19 protein-coding genes are annotated in these 22,379 nt (G+C 65.2%); 8 read left to right on the forward strand and 11 right to left on the reverse strand.

What is annotated here, in order from left to right:
- The 5 genes from U5A65_RS32045 to U5A65_RS32065 form a co-directional block, all read right to left on the reverse strand.
- The coding region (locus U5A65_RS32045) for a DegT/DnrJ/EryC1/StrS family aminotransferase (RefSeq protein WP_321948870.1) at nucleotides 1-264 on the reverse strand (264 nt) is incomplete at its 3' end.
- Nucleotides 265-517: 253 nt separating this feature from the next.
- Nucleotides 518-1,774, reverse strand: a complete 1,257-nt coding sequence (locus U5A65_RS32050; protein ID WP_321948871.1) for a citrate synthase — start codon at nucleotides 1,772-1,774, stop codon at nucleotides 518-520.
- Between the two features lie 51 nt (nucleotides 1,775-1,825).
- Entirely contained in the window at nucleotides 1,826-2,218 is a 393-nt protein-coding gene (locus U5A65_RS32055) for a VOC family protein (protein ID WP_321948872.1), read from the reverse strand.
- 29 nt (nucleotides 2,219-2,247) lie between these two features.
- Nucleotides 2,248-3,567, reverse strand: a complete 1,320-nt coding sequence (locus tag U5A65_RS32060) for an MFS transporter (protein ID WP_321948873.1) — start codon at nucleotides 3,565-3,567, stop codon at nucleotides 2,248-2,250.
- 70 nt (nucleotides 3,568-3,637) lie between these two features.
- On the reverse strand, nucleotides 3,638-4,396 hold the full coding sequence (locus U5A65_RS32065; protein WP_321938828.1) for an SDR family oxidoreductase: 759 nt from the start codon (nucleotides 4,394-4,396) through the stop codon (nucleotides 3,638-3,640).
- 286 nt (nucleotides 4,397-4,682) lie between these two features.
- Between U5A65_RS32065 and U5A65_RS32070 the strand changes: the two genes are divergently transcribed.
- Entirely contained in the window at nucleotides 4,683-5,645 is a 963-nt protein-coding gene (locus U5A65_RS32070; protein ID WP_321948874.1) for a D-glycerate dehydrogenase, read from the forward strand.
- Between the two features lie 30 nt (nucleotides 5,646-5,675).
- On the opposite strand, the gene U5A65_RS32075 is transcribed toward U5A65_RS32070, so the two are convergent.
- Complete coding sequence (locus tag U5A65_RS32075; protein ID WP_321915079.1) at nucleotides 5,676-5,945, reverse strand: hypothetical protein; 270 nt, start codon at nucleotides 5,943-5,945, stop codon at nucleotides 5,676-5,678.
- A 351-nt stretch (nucleotides 5,946-6,296) separates the two neighbouring features.
- Nucleotides 6,297-7,148 (reverse strand): intradiol ring-cleavage dioxygenase, encoded by an 852-nt coding sequence (locus U5A65_RS32080; RefSeq protein ID WP_321938832.1) that lies wholly within the window; start codon nucleotides 7,146-7,148, stop codon nucleotides 6,297-6,299.
- 148 nt (nucleotides 7,149-7,296) lie between these two features.
- On the opposite strand from U5A65_RS32080, the gene U5A65_RS32085 reads away from it, so the two are divergent.
- Entirely contained in the window at nucleotides 7,297-8,421 is a 1,125-nt protein-coding gene (locus U5A65_RS32085; protein WP_321938834.1) for an aromatic ring-hydroxylating dioxygenase subunit alpha, read from the forward strand.
- Between the two features lie 54 nt (nucleotides 8,422-8,475).
- On the opposite strand, the gene U5A65_RS32090 is transcribed toward U5A65_RS32085, so the two are convergent.
- The 4 genes from U5A65_RS32090 to U5A65_RS32105 all read right to left on the reverse strand — a co-directional run bounded on the left by U5A65_RS32090 (nucleotide 8,476) and on the right by U5A65_RS32105 (nucleotide 12,951).
- Nucleotides 8,476-8,934: a PRC-barrel domain-containing protein gene (locus tag U5A65_RS32090; RefSeq protein WP_321938836.1), complete on the reverse strand. Its 459-nt coding sequence runs from the start codon at nucleotides 8,932-8,934 to the stop codon at nucleotides 8,476-8,478.
- Nucleotides 8,935-9,136: 202 nt separating this feature from the next.
- On the reverse strand, nucleotides 9,137-10,075 hold the full coding sequence (motB, locus tag U5A65_RS32095; RefSeq protein ID WP_321948875.1) for a flagellar motor protein MotB: 939 nt from the start codon (nucleotides 10,073-10,075) through the stop codon (nucleotides 9,137-9,139).
- Between the two features lie 10 nt (nucleotides 10,076-10,085).
- Nucleotides 10,086-10,955, reverse strand: a complete 870-nt coding sequence (gene motA, locus U5A65_RS32100; protein WP_321948876.1) for a flagellar motor stator protein MotA — start codon at nucleotides 10,953-10,955, stop codon at nucleotides 10,086-10,088.
- Nucleotides 10,956-10,998: 43 nt separating this feature from the next.
- The gene (locus U5A65_RS32105) at nucleotides 10,999-12,951 is read right to left on the reverse strand and encodes a putative bifunctional diguanylate cyclase/phosphodiesterase (RefSeq protein WP_321948877.1); all 1,953 of its coding nucleotides are present in this window, start codon (nucleotides 12,949-12,951) and stop codon (nucleotides 10,999-11,001) included.
- Nucleotides 12,952-13,642: 691 nt separating this feature from the next.
- Between U5A65_RS32105 and U5A65_RS32110 the strand changes: the two genes are divergently transcribed.
- From U5A65_RS32110 to gsiC, 6 genes are all read left to right on the forward strand, one after another.
- Nucleotides 13,643-15,556 (forward strand): PAS domain S-box protein, encoded by a 1,914-nt coding sequence (locus tag U5A65_RS32110; RefSeq protein ID WP_321948878.1) that lies wholly within the window; start codon nucleotides 13,643-13,645, stop codon nucleotides 15,554-15,556.
- 315 nt (nucleotides 15,557-15,871) lie between these two features.
- A complete protein-coding gene (locus tag U5A65_RS32115; RefSeq protein ID WP_321915070.1) occupies nucleotides 15,872-16,813 on the forward strand; it encodes a MurR/RpiR family transcriptional regulator in 942 nt (313 codons plus the stop codon).
- Nucleotides 16,810-17,805, forward strand: coding sequence for an isoaspartyl peptidase/L-asparaginase (locus U5A65_RS32120; RefSeq protein WP_321915068.1), 996 nt, complete (start codon nucleotides 16,810-16,812; stop codon nucleotides 17,803-17,805). The genes U5A65_RS32115 and U5A65_RS32120 overlap by 4 nt, the downstream gene beginning before the upstream one ends.
- Before the next feature lie 47 nt (nucleotides 17,806-17,852).
- Nucleotides 17,853-19,754 carry a dipeptide ABC transporter ATP-binding protein gene (locus U5A65_RS32125; protein ID WP_321948879.1) on the forward strand — a complete coding sequence of 634 codons (1,902 nt, stop codon included), beginning with the start codon at nucleotides 17,853-17,855 and terminating at the stop codon, nucleotides 19,752-19,754.
- 108 nt (nucleotides 19,755-19,862) lie between these two features.
- Nucleotides 19,863-21,386, forward strand: coding sequence for a glutathione ABC transporter substrate-binding protein GsiB (gsiB, locus tag U5A65_RS32130; protein WP_321948939.1), 1,524 nt, complete (start codon nucleotides 19,863-19,865; stop codon nucleotides 21,384-21,386).
- 69 nt (nucleotides 21,387-21,455) lie between these two features.
- Entirely contained in the window at nucleotides 21,456-22,376 is a 921-nt protein-coding gene (gene gsiC, locus U5A65_RS32135) for a glutathione ABC transporter permease GsiC (RefSeq protein WP_321938844.1), read from the forward strand.
- Nucleotides 22,377-22,379 lie beyond the last annotated feature (3 nt).

The following is a 22,379-nucleotide window of genomic DNA, read 5'->3' on the forward strand; positions in this document are numbered from 1 at the left end:
AGGCGTGGTGATGACTTCGTCGCCGGGACCCACGCCGGCGATGCGCAGCCCGATTTCGAGCGTGGCGGTGCCGGAGTTGAAGGTGCGCACGGGACGGCCGCCGCAGTATTCGGAGAGCGCCGCCTCGAATGCCTGGTTCTGCGGGCCGGTCGTGATCCAGCCCGAGCGCAGCACGTCGGCGACGCCCTGGACGGTTTCTTCGTCGATTTCGGGGCGCACGAACGGCAGGAAAGGAAGAGATGACTGCGGGAATGTCTGGGCCATGGGCGCGTTAATTCTTTCTGGTCGAAGATGCGCGCAGAGCATACAGCAGCTCGCGACGCGTTGCGAGCCAGCGTCAGGCATTATTTCGCCTGCGTCGTGCACACAAAAAATTGTGCAAGCGAAACGCACTTTCGTCCAACGCCAGGCAGCGATTTATCGGGTACGCTTAAGCGTAATATTGCTTTGGATGGCTGAATATCAGAAGCGTAAAGAGACGAGCGCGTGAAGGACGATGAGTCGCCTTGCGCGTTCCTCAGCGCGCCACGGACTTGAAGAGGCGGTTCTTTTCGAGCGTCGCTGCGTCGGGCGTTTTGGCGTTCTCGTCTGCGCTCGCTGCGGTGTTGGCATCTTCGAGCGCGGGCCCGGTGTAGCGTCCGCGCGGACGGATGACCTTGCCCACCCTGAGCTGCTCGATGCAATGCGCGAGCAGCCCCACGCTGCGCGCGGTGGCGAAGAGCGCAAACGAGGCGTCGCGCGGCAGCTTGAGTTGCGCAGCGAGCGTGGCGAGCGCCACGTCGATATTCGGCTTGAGGCCTGTTAGCGCCACGACCTTCTCGATGAAGGAGGCGATCTCCGCGGGTGCGTCCAGCACTTCCAGCAAGGCGTCCGCGCGCGGGTCGCCGTCGGGATAGAGATGGTGTCCAAACCCCGGAATGGGAATGGCCGACTGTAAATGATGGGCAACGACATGCTCCGCGCCGAGCCGCCCCACGTCGTCGAACACCGCGCGCACGCGGCCCGATGCGTCGCCGTGCAGCGGACCGGAGAGCGTGGCGAGTCCCGTGAGCAGGCAGCCCGGCAGCGACGCGCCGGTGGACGCCGTAATGCGTGCGGCGAACGCCGAACTGGTGATCTCGTGGTCGGCCACGAGCACCATGGCGCGGCGGATCAACTCCGCGCCCTCACTGCCTTGGCCCCAGCCTAGCGCGAGGCGCTCGTGAACTGGCGGCGGGGCGGCGTTTGCCGATGCCACGCAGCGTGCGCCGAACGCATGAGCAATGACCGCCACGAGCCGGCCGGCTTCCGCGTGCAGGGCCGTGTCGGTACGCCCAAGCGTGGAGTGGCCGCGCGCCGCGATGGCCGCAAGCGATGTGAACGCGCATTCGCGGCCGCGCTCCTCGCCGTGCAGGCGCATGTCGGCGGCTTCGAATGTCACGTCCGCGCGCGCGTTCCAGAGGAGGGTGGCCACGTCTTCGAGCGTGGCCGTTTGCGCCATGGCGATGCTGTCGCGGCCCCGGTAATACGGGCGGCCCTTCGAGAACGTGGTGATGCTGCTGTAGATGCACGGCTCCGCGCCGAAGATCGTGCCCGCGGCGAGCGCCTCGCGCTTGCGGCCCACCTGCTTCTTGCGGCACAGGCTGGCGACGTCTTCGGCGCGGTAGAGGCTCTTGCGCGGGTCGTGCGGATCGGGCATGACCGCGATATTGCCGCGGCTTGCGTAGGCATAGACGGTCTGCGCCTGTACGCCGAGTTGACGGGCGGCTTCAGTCAGGGTGATCCAGTTTGGCATGGCAGGGCAGACGGGGCAGTGCGGCTATTCAGCGGCAATATTGACGGTTTTTCAGCGAAAAGTCATCTCTGCGGGCCGCCGCTCGAGCACTTCGATGAGAATCTCGCCCGGCGCGCGCACGAAGCAGGCGCGCACGCCCGGGCGAATGGGCTTCACGGGTTCGACGATTTCCGCTTCATGACGCGTGAGATGCGCGAAGGCCGCATCGAGATCGTCCACCAACACGCCGAAATGATCGATGCCTTGCGAGCGTGCCTCACGCGTTCGTTGCGCAGCGCGCTCGCCAGTCAATTGCGTGATGAACAGATCGATCTCGCCGATGCGCAGATCCACGCGGCCCGGCCTGCGTACGATTTCGGCATTCAGGCAACGTTCGAACCACGCGGCGGTGGCCTCCGCATTGGCCGAGCAGAGCTGGAGATGGTCCCACTTGAATTCGATCATGCGTTTTTCGCCCCGTGTGTGTGCGAGTGTCAGAGTTCGATGCGCGAGAGCTTGCCGAGCAGCAGCGAATACGAGAGTGTGCCGAGCAGGCAGATCGCGCCCATGAGGTTGAGCGCCCAGTAGAAGTGCCCGGTGTGCTGCGTGATATAGCCGATCATGAGCGGCGTGGTAACGCCTGCAATGTTCGCGGCAAGACTCGTGATACTGCTCGTGAGGCCCACGTATTGACGCGGTGCGATTTCGGAAACGGCGGCCCACGACATGGAGCCAATGCCCTGCGCGAAGAAGGCCACGGTGAGAATGGCGATCACGATCTCGTTCGACTCGACGAAATTCACTAGCACGATCGAAGCGCCCAGCATCGTGCCGATGATGAGCGGCGCCTTGCGCGCAGCCGAGATCGACACGCCGCGCCGGATAAAGAAGTCCGAGAGGAAGCCCGCCGAGAGAATGCCAATCGTCGCGCCAATGAACGGCATGGCCTGAAAAATGCCCACCTTGATCATCGACATATGACGCGCTTCGATCAGGTACGTCATGAACCACGTCGTGAAGAAAACAAGCAGCGTGTTGTTGCAGAACTTGCCAAGGCAAATGGCGAGAATCTGGCGGTAGCTGAGCAGCTTGAGCGCCATGCGCCAGTCGAACTTCTCGCGCGGTTTGCGCGTGGCGGGCGCCGCACCCTCGTTGATGTATTGAAGCTCCGCGGCATTGACCGAGCCGTGCTTGTGCGGATCGCGATACATGCGATACCAGACCATGCTGAAGAGAATGCCGAAGCCGCCGGTCACGAAGAACACCGTGCGCCAGCCATAGGCCGCGGAAATCCACAGCAGCAGGCCGGTGAAGAGCGGTGTGCCCACGTATTGCCCCATCACGTACACGCTCGTGGCGAAGCCGCGTTCCTGCACGGGAAACCACAACGTGACGGCGCGCGTGTTCGAGGGGAACGCCGGGGCTTCGAGCGCGCCCATGGTGAGGCGCGAGCCGAGCAGCATGTGATAGCCGCTCGCAAAACCCTGCGTGAGCGTGGCGATCGACCAGCCCACGAGCGAGAGCGCATAGGCCACGCGCGAGCCGAGCACGTCGGTGAGAATGCCGCCTGGCAGGAGCGCGATCGAGTAGGCGAGGCCGAACGCCGCGAACAGTTCGCCCATCTGCATCTTGTTGAGTGCGAGATCTTTCGAAAGGCCGGGTGCCACGATGCCCAATGCCGAGCGGTCGACGAAGTTGAGCACGGTGGCCACGAGCAGCATCGAGAGCACGAAATACCGAACGCGCGAGCGTTTTGCACTATCCGCGTAGGCCGGAGCTTGCGCGGGTAAAACCTGTTCCTCTGCGACTTTCATCGGTGTCTCCAATATCAGTTCTGACGCCTGCTTTTTTATGTTGGGCGTTCAAATCGGGCGGGGCGCTGCGCTATCCCCGGCCGACAAACGGCATGGCGCTCGCCATGATCGTCATGTTGAGCACGTTGGCTTCGAGCGGCAGGCTCGCCATATGCACGACCGCATTTGCGACGTGCTCGACGTCCATGCGCGCTTCGGGCGCGAGTCGTCCGTCGGCCTGCAGCACGCCTTTGTTCATGCGCTCGGTGAGCGACGTGGCCGCGTTGCCGATGTCGATCTGGCTGCACGCGATGTTGTACGCGCGGCCGTCCAGCGCGATCGATTTGGTGATGCCCGTTACGGCGTGCTTCGTGGCCGAGTAGGCGATGGTGTGCGGGCGCGGCGAATGCGCGGAGATCGAGCCGTTGTTGATGATGCGCCCACCTTGCGGCGACTGCGCTTTCATGAGCCGGTACGCGGCGCGCGCGCACAGAAATACGCCGGTGAGATTGGTTGCGACCACATCGTTCCAGAAGTCGGTTTCGTAGTCTTCCAGCGGCACGGCGCCCGCGTTGCGGCCTGCATTGTTGAACAGCACGTCGAGACGGCCGAAGGTCTGCGCGATTTGCGCGAACGCGTGCTCGACCGATTCCGCCTGGGTCACATCTGCGGAAAACACGTGGGCGTCTGCCCCTCCGTTGCCGATCCGTTCCTTCGTCTCCAGCAGCGGTTCGACGCGGCGGCCGATTAGCGCAACGGCGAACCCGGCGTTGGCGAGCGCCACGGCGGTGGCGCGGCCGATGCCGGAGCCAGCGCCCGTCACGGCGGCGAACTTTTTCGATGCAGACATTTCGCGTCCTCTTCCCGATTCCATTGAACACGGGAAAAGAATTGCATTCGCGTGAGGCGCGCAGCAATCTTGATTCGTTGAATCAACATCTGGGGCCTTGATATCTGGGCGCCGGATCAGGGTTTTCCTGATGCGCGGATCGCGTAAAGCGCCGCGTACACACGCGCTGAAGCGAATACAGGGCCACAGCGCCCGCCAGAACTTGATTCGCCGAATCAACATTGACCGGCCGGCAGGTGCTTTCGTAGTCTCTCGACGTCTGTTCATACCCAAAGGGGAAAACACCATGCCGGAAAATCAACGCGTGAGGCTCCTGATCGCGCGAAAAGTGCCCGCCGCTGTGGCGCAACGCGCTGTGGCCGAATTCCATGCCTTCGTGACCGACGCCGATATGGACGCGTGGTCCGTGGTCGACTTCTGCAAGCAGCACGAGGTGCCGGCTGTGCTGATCGGCAAGAAGTCGGGCTTGCAGGCCGAACACATTGCCGCGCTGCCTGCTTGCGTGAAAATCATCGCCAACGCGAGTGCGGGCGTCGATCACCTCGATGTGGCCGCTGCCCGCGATCGCGGCATAGTGGTGACGAACGCGCCCGACGCCTTGACCGAATGCACCGCCGACTTTTCCATGCTGCTCATGCTGGCAGCATGCCGGCGTGCATCGGAGTACGAACGGATCATGCGCAGCGGCTGGGGCAAGTCGTTCGGCATGACCGACATGCTGGGCACGCGCGTGAATGGCAAGACGCTGGGCATTGTGGGTTTTGGCCGTATTGGCCGGGCGGTGGCGAAGCGCGCGCTCGGCTTCGGCATGCGCGTGATCTACACCGATATCAATCGTGCTGCGCCTTCCGTGGAAAACGGTGCGACCTATTACGCGAGCTTCGAGGAGATGCTGCCGCATTGCGAAGTGCTCACGCTGCACGTGCCGGGCGGCGGCGCGCCCCTGATGACGAAAAGGGAATTTGGGCGCTTGCCGAAGGGCGCGGTATTCGTCAACGCGGCGCGCGGCGGCCTCGTGGATGAAGATGCGCTTTACGACGCCCTGACCTCGGGACACCTGTTCGGCGCGGGCCTCGATGTGTACCGCAACGAGCCCAATGTCGACCAGCGCTTTGCCAGCCTCGACAACGTTTTTCTCACGCCGCACATGGCGAGCGCCACGGTGCAAACGCGCGACCAGATGGGCTTTACCGCGCTCGATAATGTGGCCGCGGTGCTCGACGGGCGGCCGGCGTTGAATCGCGTTTGAGGACGGTGGGCGCGGCTGGCGAACGCCGTATTAGCTGCGCCCGGAGTGCTTGAAGCGCTTGAGCACGACCATGCACAGGGCCGGCAGATGCACGACGCCCATGCCGCAAGCGATCACCGCCCACGGCGGCGCGAACGTTCCGGCCATCATGCCGCCGATCACGCCGAAGCACAGGCCCCCCAGCAACAGCGTGGCGTGGGCGACGATGCGCTTCGGCCCTCGCTCGGTGAAGCGCGGAATGTTCGCGTGGACATACACCACGATCAGCAGGGCGACGGTGGCAACGGCGGGGAACAGCATGGTCGGATCCTCGATTCCAGCAACGATGACGGGAGGCGGGCGTCTCTAGCGCGCCTTCAAAATCTTCGACTGTAGTGGAGGATTGCCGTTGCGTCGATGGCTTATGGTTTAGCGCTAGCACCAAACCACGCTGTCGTACGCCACCGTGCGGCGATACACGTTCTTGCCGCGCCAGCTGGAAAACTCCATATACGCGCATTCCAGCACCAGAATCCAGTTCGTGACCCGCATCGCCGCCCCCAAGGTGTTCCCGGTTGTTCGTTCGACTGCAGGATCAGTCTATGACCTGGGCGCGGCGGACAATGCGGCGAGCAGGGCGCGATATTGCGTCCAGTTCGCGGCATTGCTGAATCAGGCGTGCGGCGCGAGCGGCATCAGCACGAAATCGAACGTTGAGCGCCAGGGCGTGACGCTGTCCGCCACGCGCTCATACGGCGCGACGAGCGACGCCTTCACGCCGAACACGGCGTCCGACTGCAGGTATGGATCGTCGCCCACGAAGGTATGCGTGACCACCTTCTGGAAGCCCGGCGCGGTGATGAGGAAATGCATGTGCGCGGGCCGGTACGGGTGCCGGCCGAGGCTTGCTAGCATCTTGCCCACCGGGCCGTCGTGCGGGATCGGGTACGAGACCGGCTTGATGCCGACGAAGCGGTACGCGCCGTCCGCGCCGGTCGTGAAGATGCCGCGGTTGTTCCATTTGGGCTGTACGCCGGGCTGCTGCACGTCGTAGTAGCCGTCGGCGTTGTCGGACCACACGTCGATGCGCGCGCCCTCCACCGGGCGGCCTTCGAGATCGAGCACTCGGCCCTCGAACAGGCAGGGCTCGCCCTTGCCGTCGGCGGTGATGCACGCGCCCATCTCGCGCTCGGGCGCGCCGGCCACGTGGAATGGGCCGAACACCGTGTTTTCGGTGGCGGTGCTCGGGCGCCGGTTGTTGATGGCATCGACGAGCATGGAAAACCCTAGCGTGTCCGAGAGCAGGATGAACTCCTGGCGCTCGGCGCTGCAAAGCTGGCCGGCCGTGGTCAGGAAGTCGATGGCGGTTTCCCATTCCGGCTGGGTCAGCTGCACTTCTTTCGCGAACGCATGCAGGTGACGCACGAGCGCGCTCATCACCTCGCGCAGACGCTCGTCGGCGTTTTCGCCAATACGCGCATTGACGGCCTCGGCGGAGGCGGCTTCGCTGAAGAACTGGGTCATGGTTAGCGGTTACCTGTAGGGTTGCCCGGAGTTGTCAGGCGATGGCGGCATCGAAGCCGCGTCGTAACGGCACGTATTGTGCGCCTGTCGCCATCGGGACCCCAAATCTGGTCCAATTGGCGCATTCGATTCTCTGCTTCGATCTGACATGCTGAAAAACCTCTGGTACGTCGTGGCCGCCGCCGCGGATTTGCGCGAGCAGTTGCTGCCGGTCACGCTGCTCGGTCACCGCTACGTCGCGTTTCGCGACGCACAGGGCAGCGCGCAATTGCTCTCCGATATTTGCGTGCATCGCGGCGCTTCGCTCGCGGCCGGCCGCCGCGTGAACGGCGAGGTCCAGTGCCCGTACCACGGCTGGCGCTATGGCGGCGACGGCGTGTGCACGCACATTCCCGCGCAGCCGCAGGCGCGCATTCCAGCGCGAGCGCGCGTGGACCGCTACCCCGTGGTCGAGCGTCACGGCTGGATCTGGGCGTTCGTGGGCGACCTGCCCGAAGAGGAGCGGCCGCCGCTGCCCGATCTCGCCTGGGCCGACGACCCGAATGTGCGCGTCGTATACGGCACTTACGCGTGGGAGGCGAACTGGGAACGCGTGATCGAGAACGGACTCGATTTCGCGCACGCGCCGTTCGTGCACGGCAGTTCGTTCGGCGCGCCCGACCGCCCCGAAATCGACGCAGTCAACGTGAGCGCCAACGCCTGGAGCGGCCACGCGCGGCTCGTGATGCGGCGGCCCGTGCGCAAGGGCTGGCTGCGCCGCACGCCTACGGGCGAACATGTCGACGTGGTCACGCAAACGGGTTTTCACCTGAGCGGCCCGTGCGCGACGCTCGAACTGACGTTGGCCAATGGCTGGCGCATCCATATCGCGTCGGCGCATGTGCCGGTGGATGCGGGGCGCACGCAGACGTTCTGGATGATGGGCCGCAGCTTTCTGCGCAATCCGCTTTTCGACGGGCGTTTTCGCGCGCGCAATCTGCGCATTTTCGAGGAAGACCACGCCGTGCTCCGGCGTATCCGGCCGGTTCGCGTGCCCGAGAGCTGGCAGAGCGAGGTGTCGGTGAAATCGGATGCCTTGCAGATCGCGTTCAGACAACGCGTGCGGGCGCTGGCGGAGGGCGGGTGCAATGTGCCCGAGGCGGAGCAGGCGAGCCGCGTGGCCACGGTGATTGCTTGCCCGATGCGGCGCACGGTGAACACGTGGGCACTGGAGGCCGCCGGCGCTGCCGAGGCGGAGCAAATGGCGGAGAACGCCGGGACATCGCGGCGCTGAACGACCGCGGGCGGCTCCGAACGCCTGCTTGCCGTTCGGAGCCGGGCAGGAAGCTCAGTGGCGCGGCGTCACCGGCTCGACCGCTGCCCAGTACGGCTCGGCGCCGTAATACGCGTGCAGCGTGCTGCCCCAGGTCGCGTCGGCCATGGCGGGCCAGCTGTCCCGGTCGAAGCCCGGCGCTTCCTTCACGCGCTCGGACGACACGTTGAGCAGGAAGCACTTGCGGCTCGTGTCGAGCATGAGCGCGCTCCAGGGGATGGCGAGCAGCTTGTCGCCAATGCCGAGAAAGCCGCCGCTCGACATCACCACGTAGGCCACGCGGCCGCTCTGCACGTCGAGCATGATCTCCTTGATCTTGCCGACTTCCTGGCCGTCCGAACTCAGCACGCGGTCGCTGTCGAGCGTGCTGGCGGCCATCACGTCGGGGCCGGGCCCCGCTGCGCTTACGCGGCCCTTGCCGACGATGCGCGCGCCATTACCGGTTGGCATGGGCGGAGGAATGAAGGTGGGCATGATGGTCTCCAGATATCAGGGGAACAACGTTGAGTCCGGCCAGACTCCCGACGATTCCCGTGTGAGGCGGCAGGCGATGCCGCGGCGGTTCTGGCCGCTTGCTGGGAGATACAGCAAGCGGCGTACCGCGCTGTGCCCGTCGATTCGATGCGCCGGGGCGAGGCGCATTGGGGGCGTTCCTGCCTGTTTGGAGGCCAAAGCCTTATGAGGCGGGCGTGGCGCCCTTCTGCGGCGGTTCGACGCCGTAGCGTTTCGCCTGTTCGAAGAACGCCCGCTCTGCGGCCTTGCTCATCACCAGAATGCTGATGCGGCGGTTCAACGGGCTGTCCGCCGTGTCGTGGTCGAGCGGCAGAACGTCGGCGAGGCCGCGCACCTGGAGCAATTTCTCCTCGCTCAGACGGCCGGCCACCAGCGCACGGCGCGCGGCGTTGGCGCGCTCGCTGGATAGCTCCCAGTTCGAGTAGCCCGCAAGTCCCCCCGAGTAGGGCACCGAGTCGGTGTGCCCCGCAATCGACACGCCGCTGTCCACGTCGTTGAGCGCGCTGCCGATCTGCACGAGGATCTCGTACGCGTAGTCTTCGAGCTTCGCGCTGCCGGTTGCGAACATGGGGCGCTTGAGCGAGTCGACCAGCTCGATGCGCAGGCCTTCGTCAGTGATCGACATGCGGATCTGGTCGCGGTACGCGCGCAACTCCGGCTTGCGCTCGATGAGCGCCGAGAGTTTTTCCTTCAGCTGCGAAAGACGCGACTTGTCGAGCGCTTCCACTGGCACGGCGTGCGAGAGCGTGGTCTGCGCGTTCGAGCCGCCCACGGCGGGCGCCTTGCTGGAGAGGTCGCGGCCACCGCCTTGCACCACGCTCGGGTTGGGATTCGCTGCAGCGGGTGTGCTGCCGAGCATGGCCGAAAGCGGCGTGTTGAAGTACTTCTCGATGCCGTCGCGGTCGTACTGCGAGGTTGAGCCGAGCAGCCACATCAAGAGGAAAAACGCCATCATTGCGGTCACGAAGTCGGCATAGGCAATCTTCCATGCCCCGCCGTGATGGCCCTCGTGGCCGCCTTTCTTCACGCGGCGCACCACCAGGGTGACCTTGCTGCCTTCGGTGTCGCGCGTGGCGCGCGAGCCTGGAGTGCGTTCTGGCATATTGGGACTCCTAAGCGGACTTCGGCGTTTTGGTGGCGCGCACCGCTTCGTCGAGCTCCTGGAAGCTCGGGCGGTCGGACGTGAAGAGGACCTTGCGGCCAAACTCCACGGCCACGGGCGGTGCGTAGCCGGCGAGCGACGCGAGCAGCACGGCCTTCACGCACTGGAACGGCTTGCTGGCGGCGCGACCCTTGGCGTTGAGCAGGTCGGCAATCGGGCCGACGAAGCCGTAGGCGAGCAGAATGCCGAGGAACGTACCGACGAGCGCGCCTGCGATCATCTCGCCCAGCACGGCGGGCGGCTTGCCGACCGACCCCATGGTGTGCACCACACCCATCACGGCCGCCACGATGCCGAAGGCGGGCAGGCCGTCGGCCATCTTCTGGATGGCGTTGGGCGCGATCGACACTTCGGAGTGGTGCGTGTCGAGTTCCTCGTCCATGAGGTCCTGCATTTCCATGGGGTTCACGTTGCCGCTCGACATCATGCGCAGATAGTCGACGATGAAGTCGAGCAGATGATGGTCGGAGAGCACGCGCGCGTACTTCTGGAAAATCGGGCTGTTCTCGGGCGCCTCGATGTCGGCTTCGAGCGCCATCATGCCTTCCTTGCGCGCCTTTTGCAGCAGCTCGTAGAGGAGGGCGATCAACTCCAGGTATTGCGCCTTCGTGTAGCCGCCGCCCTTGAAGCAGGTGGGCAGCGCCTTGAGCGTCTTGCCGAGCGTGGCCGTGGGATTGCTCACCACGAACGCGCCCAGCGCCGCGCCGAAAATACACAGGAGTTCGAACGGTTGAACGAGCGCGGGCAGGTGGCCCCCCACGCCCACGAAGCTCCCGATCACCGATCCGAGCACGACTATCCAGCCAATTGCGACAAACATGATGTCTACCTTTTCTTTTTCAAAGTAATACGGATCAATCCATTCAGGCCGGCTCGACAACACGCTTCAGACGCGCCTCGTTCGCCGCACGATCCACGTTCAGCAAAGCGTCGATTTCACGCGCCGCCATCGCTTTGCCGAAGAAATAGCCCTGTGCGTAGTCGCAGCCCTTGGCTGCCAGCGTGCGCGCGAGTTCCGCGGTCTCCACGCCCTCGGCCACCGTGCTCATGCCGAGGTTCGTGGAGAGCGCGATGATCGCGTCGACGATCTTGACGCTCTCGTTGCACGATGCCATGGAGAGCACGAAGGAGCGGTCGATCTTCAGCTTGTCCACCTTCAGTTCGCGCAAGTGCTGCAGGCTCGAATAGCCGGTGCCGAAGTCGTCGAGCGACATGCGCAGCCCCGCGTTGCGGAAGTCCGCGAGCACGGCGCGCGCCGCGTCGAAGTCGTACATGAGCGCCGATTCGGTAATCTCGATCTCCATGCGCTCGGGCGGCATGCCCTCGTCGGCGAGGATCGTGAGTAGCAGCGCCGCGAGTTGCGTGTCCTTGAACTGCGCGGGCGAGAGATTGAGCGCGAGGTGATAGCGCGAGGGCCAGCCCAGCGCGTCGCGGCACGCGCGCCGCAAGATCGAAGCGGTGAAGGCGGGCGAAATGCCCATCTGCTCGATGAGCGGCACGAACACCTCGGGCGAGATCCAGCCGCGCTGCTCGTGGTGCCAGCGCGCGAGAATCTCGAAGCCCGTGGTCTGGCCGTCGGCGAGACGCACGAGCGGCTGGTAGAACGGACGAATATCGCCGCCCGCGAGCGCGCGGCGCAAGTCCGATTCGAGCGAGGCCTGCAGGCGCAGTTCGTCGTCCATCTTTTGCTCGAAGAAGCGGTAGGTGCCCTTGCCTTCGCACTTGGCGCGATACATGGCGATATCGGCGGCGCGCAACAGCGCGTCGGGGTCGCCGCCGTCGCGCGGGCAGCACGCAATGCCAATGCTCGCGTCCACGTTGATGCGCAGCTTGCCGATGTCGATGGGCGCGCGCGTGGCGGCGAGCAGGCGCTGCGCGAGTTCGCTCGCGGCCTCGATGTGGTCGTCGCGATGCACGCGGGCGAGCACGGCGAATTCGTCGCCGCCCAGACGCGCGACCGTGTCGCCGTCGCGCACCACGCGGCGCAGGCGCGCTGCGATCTCGCATAGCACCGTGTCGCCCGCGGCGTGGCCGTGAAAGTCGTTCACGGGCTTGAAGCGGTCGAGGTCGATCACGAACACGAGGTAATCGGGCGAGCGGTGCTGCGTGCGCTCGAGCGCCGCGCTCATTTCCGCCGCGAGCAGGCGCCGGTTGGGCAGGCCCGTGAGCGGATCGTGGCGCGCGAGCGCCTGGGCGTGTGCCTCGGCGGCGCGCGTGGCCTCATGGGCGATATGCAGCTCGCGAGACTTTTCGCACAACGTATCGAAGGCATGCGCCATCGCGCCAATCTCGTCGGTGCGGTTCATGTCGGGCAATGCGCGCATGTCTTCGCCGTGCGCGAGGCGCACGAGCGAATCGGTCAAGGTCTGCAGCGGACGCAGCAGCGTGCGTTCGAGGTAGTGCAGCAGCACGAGGCCAAAGGCGAGCGTGGCGAGCGCGATCGCAATGGCCGCTTCGAGCGTGTGATGCACGCGCAGGATGCCGTGCTGGACCTGACTGCGCAGCCGCTCGGCGGCAAGCTCGCGAGGCGAAGCGGAAACGGCTTGCCGGTGCGGCGCTTCGGTCTCCTGCGCAGTGCTTTCGTGGTGCCAGGTCGTATCCATGCGTTCGAAAGCGTGGCCAAACGCGATCAGCTGGCTTGCCAGCAGCGTGGTTTGCGTGGCGAACAAGGCAAAAAACAGTCCGATGAAGAACTTCGTGCGGGCGCGGATCGAGGCGCGTAGCGTAGCGCGCGTACGGACGATCCAGGGAAGCGCTGCCCGGGGTTTGAGTGCGGAGGTGGGATCGGGCATGGCCGCCACGGTTTCCTGATTCATGCTTCGATGGCCGTGTGGCGTTAGATTCTGCGCGTGCGCGCCTGCGCCGCGAGGCGGCGCACAGCGTAGTGACGCGATGTGCCGGTACGCACATGAGCGCGGCGCAACGGAGCACGGTGCGCACGGGGCGCCGCGCTCATGCGGGTACTGGTGCCGCGGCCAGCGGCATTGCGCGCCGCAGAGGCGATGCCAGTGGTCTGTTTCAGTCGCAGGGTTTGCGCAAGGGTTCTCATGGTGACACCGGAAAGGGTGGAGCTTTGCCCTTTTTACGGCGATGAAAAACCGTTGCTGAAGTCGCCAGACCTCTTTTTTTTGAGGGCTTGATCGATTTCACAACACGATAACCAACCGGTTAAAAATGGCATGTAATTCGGATGCCGAATCAATTGTGGCGTGACGATTTCCGCGCGGTGAGAGGCATGATGCGCCGTGGGCCGGGCCGCGCGGGCGGTAGGGGCATGAAGGCGGCAGGGAGTGATGATTGCGCAACTGCACGTATACCGAACGTTCGTGCGCTTAATTCCCGGCTTCTGCGTAAGGGAAATGCCTGGCGCGGAGGGCCGCGCCGCGCGCGTGCTTCGGACATTGCCGTGCTTCAGTTTTTGCGTGTTCCGGCCGTAAACCGAAAAGTGAGGCGCGCCGGTGCGGAACGCGCCACCCAACCGTATCCGCCCAGCCGGGACTCTCCACGATGATCACTGCTCCGCTTCCTCTGGATGAGGATGTGCGCCTTCGGGCGCTGCGGCAACTCGACATACTCGACACCGATCCCGAAGAGGCATTCGACCGCATCTCGCGGCTCGCCGCTTTCGCGTTCGACATGCCGGTCGTGCTGATCTCGCTCGTGGACGAAGACCGCCAGTGGTTCAAGTCGCACCATGGGCTGGCCGCGTGCGAAACGCCGCGCAACGTGTCGTTCTGCGCGCACGCCGTGCTGAGCAAGCGCATGCTCGTGGTGGAAGACGCGCTGGACGACGAGCGCTTTCTGGACAACCCGCTCGTCACGGGCGCGCCGAACATCCGCTTCTATGCGGGCTCGCCGCTGCGTCTCGCCGACGGCCAGGTGGTCGGCACGCTTTGCCTCATCGACGAAAAGCCGCGCACGTTCGACGCAGCGCAGGGCGCGAAGCTCGCGGACTTCGCGCACCTGGTCGAACGCGAACTGGAGTTGCGCCGGCAGTTGAACCGCTCGCGCACGGCGCACGAGCGTGACCGCCGCTCGCTCGCCATCAGCGAGGCGCGCTTTCGGACCGTGTTTGAGCAAACGCCGATCGGCAAGGCCGTGGTCGGTCTCGACGGCCATTTTCTCGACGTGAACCAGAAGTTCTCCGAGATCATCGGCTACGACGAGAGCGAACTGCGTAGGCGCACGTTCGCTTCGGTCACGCACCCGGCCGATATTGCCGCCGATCTCGCGCAAGTGGCCGAACTGCTCGCGGGACGCGCGGCCACGTATGCGATCGAAAAGCGCTACCTTCGGCCCGACGGCCAGGCCGTGTGGGTCAATCTCGCGGTGTCGCTCGTGCGCGACGTGGCGGGCACGCCGCTGCATTTCATCGCGGCCGTGCAGGAGATCACCGGCCGCAAGAAGAGCGAAGAGGCGCTGCGCAACTATCACGTCGAGCTTGAAGCGCGCGTGCGTGAGCGCACGGCGGAGCTGCGGCGCAGCCGCGACGCGCTGCAGACGATCACCGACAACGTGCCCGCGCTGATCGCCGTGGTCGATCGCGATCTTCGCTACCAGTTCAACAACGAGACGTTCAAGCGCGTGTTCGGTGCGGAGCCGGCCGCGCTGCGCGGTCGCAGCCTGAGCGAAACGCTGCGCCCCGAAGTGTTCGCGCAGTTGCAGCCGCTCTTCGCACGCGCGCTCGCGGGAGAGCGCGTGACCTGCAACGAGGTGCGCTACCGGGCCGACTCCGAGCGCGTATGGTCGGCCACCTACATTCCGTGCAGGCGCGAGGGCAAGGTGACCGGCTTCTACGTGATGGCGCACGACGTGACCGAGCAGCGCCGCACCGAGCAGCGCCTGCGCGAGGGCGCGCTGATCGACCCGCTCACGGGCCTCGCGAACCGGCGCGCGTTGCAGGAGGCGCTGTGCGAGCTGCGCGCGAGCGGCAGCCCGTTCGCGCTCTTCTTCATCGACATGGATGGCTTCAAGGCGATCAACGACCGCTACGGCCACGACGTGGGCGACGCCCTGCTCAAGGAGACCGCGCGCAGGCTCGTCACCACCGTGCGCACGGGCGACGTGGTGAGCCGCCTGGGCGGCGATGAATTCGTGGTGGCGAGCCGCGGCGTGAGCGACGCGCGCACCGGCGAGCGTATTGCGGCGGCCATTTGCCGCGAGGTGTCGAAGGTCTTCGTCGCTGCGGGGCGCGTGATCGAAACGAGCGCGAGCGTGGGTGTCGTGCTGACCGGCGCGACTGGGGCGGCGGGCAGGGTGGACGCCACCCATGCGGTGCTTTCCGTCGAGGCCGAGAACAAGGCGCTCGCCGACGATCCGCTTTGTCTGGCCGACGCCGCAATGTATGAAGCCAAGCGCGCGGGGCGTAATACGTGGCGGTTGGCGCCGGGCGCCAAGGCGATGGTGGCGTTGAATGCGTGAAGCGGCGCACGCCGTTTTCATGTGACTGATTCGATTGCCGCTGGCGCCCTGCCGGCGGCAAGTGCGGCTCCCTAAATTTTCCCGTAGTCTCGCCAGTGGGCGACGTGTCTTTCCGGCTTCTGCCGGGTTCTCCTTCCAAAATCATGCAACGTGCTCGAGGCGCGCAAATTTGCGCCTCGTTGCGCCCGGTCAAGCCAATTTCCTTTTAGATTCTCTCGGATAGGGTAAACCCAGGGCGCGATGAAAATTAATTTTCACTAAGATCCGTTCATGTAATTTCATTTACGGACTCGCCGTCCTCACTCCGGCCCACGTATGCCAACCCGACCGTCAATTCCCGACACGCCCGAAGCCGAGATCGTCGCGCGCATCACCGCCGCGATGCCCGTTCTCACGCCCGGCCACCGGCGCATGGCCGAATACGTGCTCGCGAACCTGTTCCATGCCGCGACGATGCGAATCGACGAACTCGCGGGCGCGGTGGGCGCTTCGGTGGCCACGGCCAACCGTTTTGCTCGCTCGCTCGGGTTCGACGGCTATCCGCAGTTTCGCGAGGCGCTCGTGCGCGGCTTCGAGGCCACGCTCGCGCCGGTCGAGCGGTTGCGCAGCGCCCAGGAGTCGCCCACGAGCGGCGCGGAGCTGTTCGGCGCGTCGCTCGAGCAGGCCGAGTCGAACCTGCGCCTGTCGCGCCAGTCGATCGACAGCGCAGCGGCCGCCGCAGCGGTGGACGCGATTCTTTGCGCGCGCCGCGTGTACGTGATCGGCTCGGGCACGAGCGCGTTTCTCGCCGGGATCATGGAGAACGCGCTGCTGCCTTATCTGGACAACGTGCAGGCGCTCTCCTCGGTCGGCGGTCCCACGCATTCCGCGCGCCGGCTGCTCGGCGCGAACAAGGACGATCTCGTGATCGGCATTGCGTTTCCGCGCTACGTGGACGACACGATCAAGCTCTCGCGCCACGCCGCGAAGCTCGGCGCACGCGTGCTCGCGCTCACCGACAGCATCGACTCGCCGCTCGCGCGCTTCGCCGATCTCATGCTGCTGATCCGCTCCGAACGGCGCCTCGCGGCGAACTCGGAAGCCGCGGTGCTGGCTGTCATCGAAGCGCTGTGCGACGCCGTGGCGTTGCGCGCGAAAGATTCCGTCGTTGCCGCTGCGGCCATCACAGAATCGGTGCTGCCGTGGCTTTCCTCGACCTCGGCGCAGGCGAGCCCCGCGCCTTCGGCCCCGTCTTCCCCCACGAAAAAGAAGTCATGAAATCGAATGCAGTCATTGCCATTCACGGCGGCGCCGGCACGATCCTGCGCGCCTCGATGGCGCCCGAAGTCGAAGCCCAGTATCTCGAAGCGCTCAGCCGCATTCTCGCGGCCGGCCAGCGCATCCTGGCCGAAGGCGGGAGCGCGCTCGACGCAGTCGAAGAAGCGGTGCGCCTGCTCGAAGACTGCCCGTTTTTCAACGCAGGCCATGGCGCGGTGTTCACGTCTGCCGGCACGCACGAACTCGACGCCTCGATCATGGACGGCCGCACGCTCGAAGCGGGCGCGGTGTGCTGCGTGAAGCGCGTGCGCAATCCGGTGCTGGCGGCGCGCCGCGTGCTGGAGAAGAGCGAGCACGTGCTCTTCACGGGCGAAGGCGCGGAGGCGTTTGCAGCGGCACAGGGCCTCGAATTCGTCGATCCCGGCTATTTCCACACCGACGCGCGCTACCGCCAGTGGCAGCTCGCACGCGGCGAAGCGCGCGCGATGCTCGATCACGACGGGGCAACGCTTGAGGCGAAGGCCGCAGCAAAGGCAGCGGAAGAAAGCCTGCCGCACGAGCCGATCGACCCGAACCGCAAGTACGGTACGGTGGGGGCGGTAGCGCTCGACGCGCACGGCCACCTCGCGGCGGCGACCTCGACGGGCGGCATCACGAACAAGCAGGTGGGCCGCGTGGGCGACGCACCGCTGATTGGCGCGGGCTGCTATGCCGACGACGCCACCTGCGCGGTGTCCACCACGGGCTCGGGCGAAATGTTCATGCGCATGGTCGCGGCCTACGACGTGGCGGCGCAAATGAAATATCGTGGCGTTTCGCTCTCCGAAGCAGCAACGAATGTCGTGATGGAGCAATTGCCGCGCATTGACGGCCGCGGCGGCCTGATCGCAGTGGACGCACAAGGTAATGTGGTCCTGCCGTTCAACACCGAAGGCATGTATCGCGGCTACGCGCGCGTGGGCGAAGCGCCCGTTGCGTCGATCTACGCTTAAGCGGCGCATCGCTTTGCGCATCAAACGAAGGAATCCTCATCGTGCAGATGTCCTCGCACTCTCTTGATACCGTACTGGCCGGAGAAAAGGCCGCGTTGCCGCCGAACCGCGTGATCGACGTTCGTGATCTGCGCGTATCGTTCAAGCGCGGCGCGAGCACGTTCGAAGCCGTGCGCAATCTGTCGTTCCATGTCGATCGCGGCGAGACGCTCGCCATCGTCGGCGAATCGGGTTCGGGCAAGTCGGTCACGTCGCTTTCGCTGATGCGGCTCGTCGAGCACGGCGGCGGCAGCATTGCGGGCGGCAGCATCGAGCTGCGCCGGCGCAACGGCAGCGTGCTCGATCTCACGCGTGCGAGTGCGTCGACCATGCGTTCGGTGCGCGGCGCGGACATTGCGATGATTTTCCAGGAGCCCATGACTTCGCTGAACCCCGTGTTCACGGTGGGCAACCAGATCAGCGAAGCGATCGCGCTGCATCAGCAGATGAACGCTACGCAGGCGCGCGCCGAAACGCTGCGCCTGCTCGACCTCGTGCGCATTCCCGAGGCGCGCCGCGTGATGGAGCGCTACCCGCATCAGCTTTCGGGCGGCATGCGCCAGCGCGTGATGATCGCGATGGCGCTCTCGTGCAAGCCCGCGCTCCTGATCGCCGACGAACCGACCACGGCGCTCGACGTGACGATTCAGGCGCAGATCCTGCAGCTCATTCGCGGCCTGCAGGACGAGATGGATATGGGCGTTGTCTTCATCACGCACGACATGGGCGTGGTGGCCGAAGTGGCGGACCGCATTCTCGTGATGTACCGCGGCGAGAAAGTGGAAGAGGGCGCGTCCGATACGCTTTTTGCAGCGCCTTCGCATCGCTACACGCAGGCGTTGCTCGCCGCCGTGCCGAAGCTCGGCGCGATGCAGGGCACCGACTTGCCGGAGAAGTTTTCGCTGCTTTCGATGAGCGAAGCGGCACGCCCGGCCGCCGGTTCAAAACCCAAGGCGAACGCGCCGAAAACAGACGTTGCGCCAGTTCTGCGCGTGCGCGACCTCGTCACGCGATTTCCCGTGCGCAGCGGTCTGTTCGGCAAGGTCACCGGCCGTGTGCACGCGGTGGAAAAGGTCAGCTTCGATCTTCACGCGGGCGAAACGCTCGCGCTGGTGGGCGAATCCGGCTGCGGGAAATCGACCACGGGCCGCTCGTTGTTGCGCCTCGTGGAGAGCCAGAGCGGCACGATCGAGTTCGGCGGCCAGAACATCAGCACCCTCACCGGGCACGCGTTGCAAACCTTGCGCCGCGACATCCAGTTCATTTTTCAGGACCCGTTCGCCTCGCTGAACCCGCGCCTCACGGTGGGCTTCTCGATCATGGAGCCGCTGCTCGTGCACGGTATCGCGAAGGGGGCGGAAGCGCAGGCGCGCGTGGAATGGCTGCTCGACCGCGTGGGCTTGCCGAAATCGGCGGCGGGGCGCTATCCGCACGAATTCTCGGGCGGCCAGCGTCAGCGCATCGCCATTGCGCGCGCGCTGTCGATGAACCCGAAAGTCGTGGTCGCCGACGAGTCGGTGTCGGCGCTCGACGTTTCCGTGCAGGCGCAGATCGTCAACCTCATGCTCGACCTGCAGCAGGAACTGGGCGTGGCGTACCTCTTCATCTCGCACGACATGGCCGTGGTGGAACGCGTGAGCCATCGCGTGGCGGTGATGTATCTGGGGCAGATCGTCGAGATCGGGCCGCGCCGCGCCGTGTTCGAAAACCCGCAGCATGCCTATACGAAGAAGCTCATGGGTGCGGTGCCGATCGCCGATCCGGCGCGCCGCCACGCGAAGCGCGTGCTTGCCGCCGACGAACTCCCGAGCCCGATTCGCGCCCCCGGCGACGAGCCGCTAGTGTTGCCGCTCGTGCCGGTTGGTCCCGGTCACTTCGTTGCGAAGCATCGGGTGGGCGGTGCTTACTGAATACGCCATTGTGCGACGCAATCGTTTGCATTTTAGCTGGATCATTTCGCTGAATCGACAAGATTCATTGGTATGGAGACCTGATTGATGAATGAAGTCAAAGCATGGATGAAGGGCAGCGCGCTCGCACTCGCGCTGATCGCGGGCGCAACGTCCGCGCAAGCCGCCGAGCAGCGCGCTGTGATGGCCGTCGATTCGACGTTCTCGACGCTCGACCCGTACGACGCCAACGACACGCTCTCGCAAGCGGTTTCGAAGTCGTTCTACCAGGGCCTGTTCGGTTTCGACAAGGACCTGAAGCTCACCAACGTGCTGGCCACGAGCTATGAAGTGAGCGGCGACGGCCTCACCTACACGTTCAAGCTGCGCCAGGGGGTGAAGTTCCAGGACGGCACCGACTTCAATGCGGCGGCCGTGAAGGCGAACTTCGACCGCGTGACGGACCCGGCGAATCACCTGAAGCGCTACAACATGTTCCGCCGCATCGCGAAGACCGAAGTGGTCGATCCGTACACGGTGAAGGTCACGCTCAATGCGCCGTTCTCGGCGTTCGTGAACGTGCTCGCGCACCCGTCGGCGGTGATGATTTCGCCTGCGGCCATGAAGAAGTGGGGCAAGGATATCGGCCTGCATCCGGTAGGCACGGGCCCGTTCGCATTCGTGAAGTGGGACCCGGCGGGCGACCTCGTCGTGCACAAGTTCGACGGCTACTGGAAGAAGGGCTACCCGAAGATCGACGAGATCGACTGGAAGCCGGTGGCCGACAACAACACGCGCGCCGCGCTCATGCGCACGGGCGAAGCCGACTTCGCGTTCCGCATTCCGTTCGAGCAGGCGAGCGCATTCCAGTCGAACCCGAAGGTCGACCTGATCGCCACGCCTTCGATCATCCAGCGCTATATCAGCCTGAACACCGCGAAGAAGCCGTTCGACAACCCGCTCGTGCGTCAGGCGCTGAACTATGCGATCAACAAGGACGCGCTCGCGAAGGTCGCGTTCGCGGGCTACGCGCTGCCTTCGGACGGCGTGCTGCCCCAGGGCGTGGACTATTCGGTCAAGCTCGGCCCGTGGCCGTACGATCCGGCCAAGGCGCGCGAACTGCTCAAGCAGGCGGGCTACCCGAACGGTTTCGAAACGACGCTGTGGTCGGCGTATAACAACTCGACCGCGCAAAAGGCCATTCAGTTCGTGCAGCAGCAACTCGCGCAAGTGGGCGTGAAGGCGAACGTCGAAGCGCTGGAAACGGGCACAGCGGTGGCGCGCGTGGAAAGCGCACAAGACGCGGCATCGGCGGGCGTGCGCATGTATTACATCGGCTGGTCGTCGTCCACGGGTGAAGCGGACTGGGGCATCTCGCCGCTGCTCGCTTCGGCGTCGTGGCCGCCCAAGCTCATGAACACGGCGTACTACAAGAACCCCGCTGTCGATGAGGATCTCGCGAAGGCGCTCGAAACGACGGACCGCGCGCAAAAAACGGCGCTGTACACCGACGCGCAAAAGCGCATCTGGGCCGACGCGCCGTGGGTGTTCCTCGTGAAGGAAAAGGTCGTGTACGCCCGCAGCAAGCGCCTGGCCGGCGCGTATGTGGCGCCGGACGGCTCGTTCAACTTCGACGAGATCTCGATTCGCTAATGCGTTGCGCGGCGCGCCGGAACGTTCGAGTCTGGCGCGCCACGCACGCCCCGATGCAGTAACGCGCTCATGCTGAATTTCATTGTCAAACGCTCGCTGGGTCTCCTGCCGACGCTCCTGATCGTCGCGATCCTGGTGTTCCTGTTCGTGCATCTGCTGCCGGGCGACCCGGCGCGCCTCGCGGCCGGTCCCGAAGCGGACGACGCCACGGTCGCGCTCGTGCGCGCCGATCTCGGCCTCGACCAGTCGCTGCCGCAGCAGTTTCTCCATTTCTTCGTGCGCATCGCCCACGGCGACTTCGGTGTGTCGATGCGCAGCAAGCGCCCGGTCATCACCGAAATTAGCGAGCGTTTCATGCCCACGCTGCTGCTCACGCTCACCAGCATGGTCTGGGCCGTGGTGTTCGGCATGGCCATCGGCATCGTCTCGGCCGTGTGGCGCAATCGCTGGCCCGATCGCATCGGCATGGCGCTCGCGGTGTCGGGCATTTCGTTTCCGGCTTTCGCGCTCGGCATGGCGCTCATGGAACTGTTCTCGGTGCACCTTGGCTGGCTGCCCGTGGTGAGCGACGGTTCGTGGCGCAGTTACGTGCTGCCTTCGATTACGCTCGGCGCGGCCGTGGCCGCCGTGATGGCGCGCTTCACGCGCGCATCGTTCGTCGAAGTGCTCAACGAAGACTTCGTGCGCACGGCGCGCGCGAAGGGCGTGGCCGAGCAATGGGTGGTGATCAAGCATTGCCTGCGCAACGCGATGATTCCCGTCGTCACGATGATGGGTCTGCAGTTCGGCTTCCTGCTGGGCGGCTCGATCGTCGTGGAGGTAGTGTTCAACTGGCCGGGCCTCGGGCGGCTGCTCGTCGATTCGGTTGCGATGCGCGACTACCCTGTGATTCAGGCCGAAGTGCTGCTGTTCTCGCTCGAGTTCATCGTCATCAATCTGATCGTGGACGTGCTGTACGCGGTCATCAATCCGACCATTCGATTCAGGTGAGCA

It is taken from the genome of Paraburkholderia sp. J10-1 (assembly GCF_905220165.1).
Classification (GTDB): Bacteria; Pseudomonadota; Gammaproteobacteria; order Burkholderiales; family Burkholderiaceae; genus Paraburkholderia.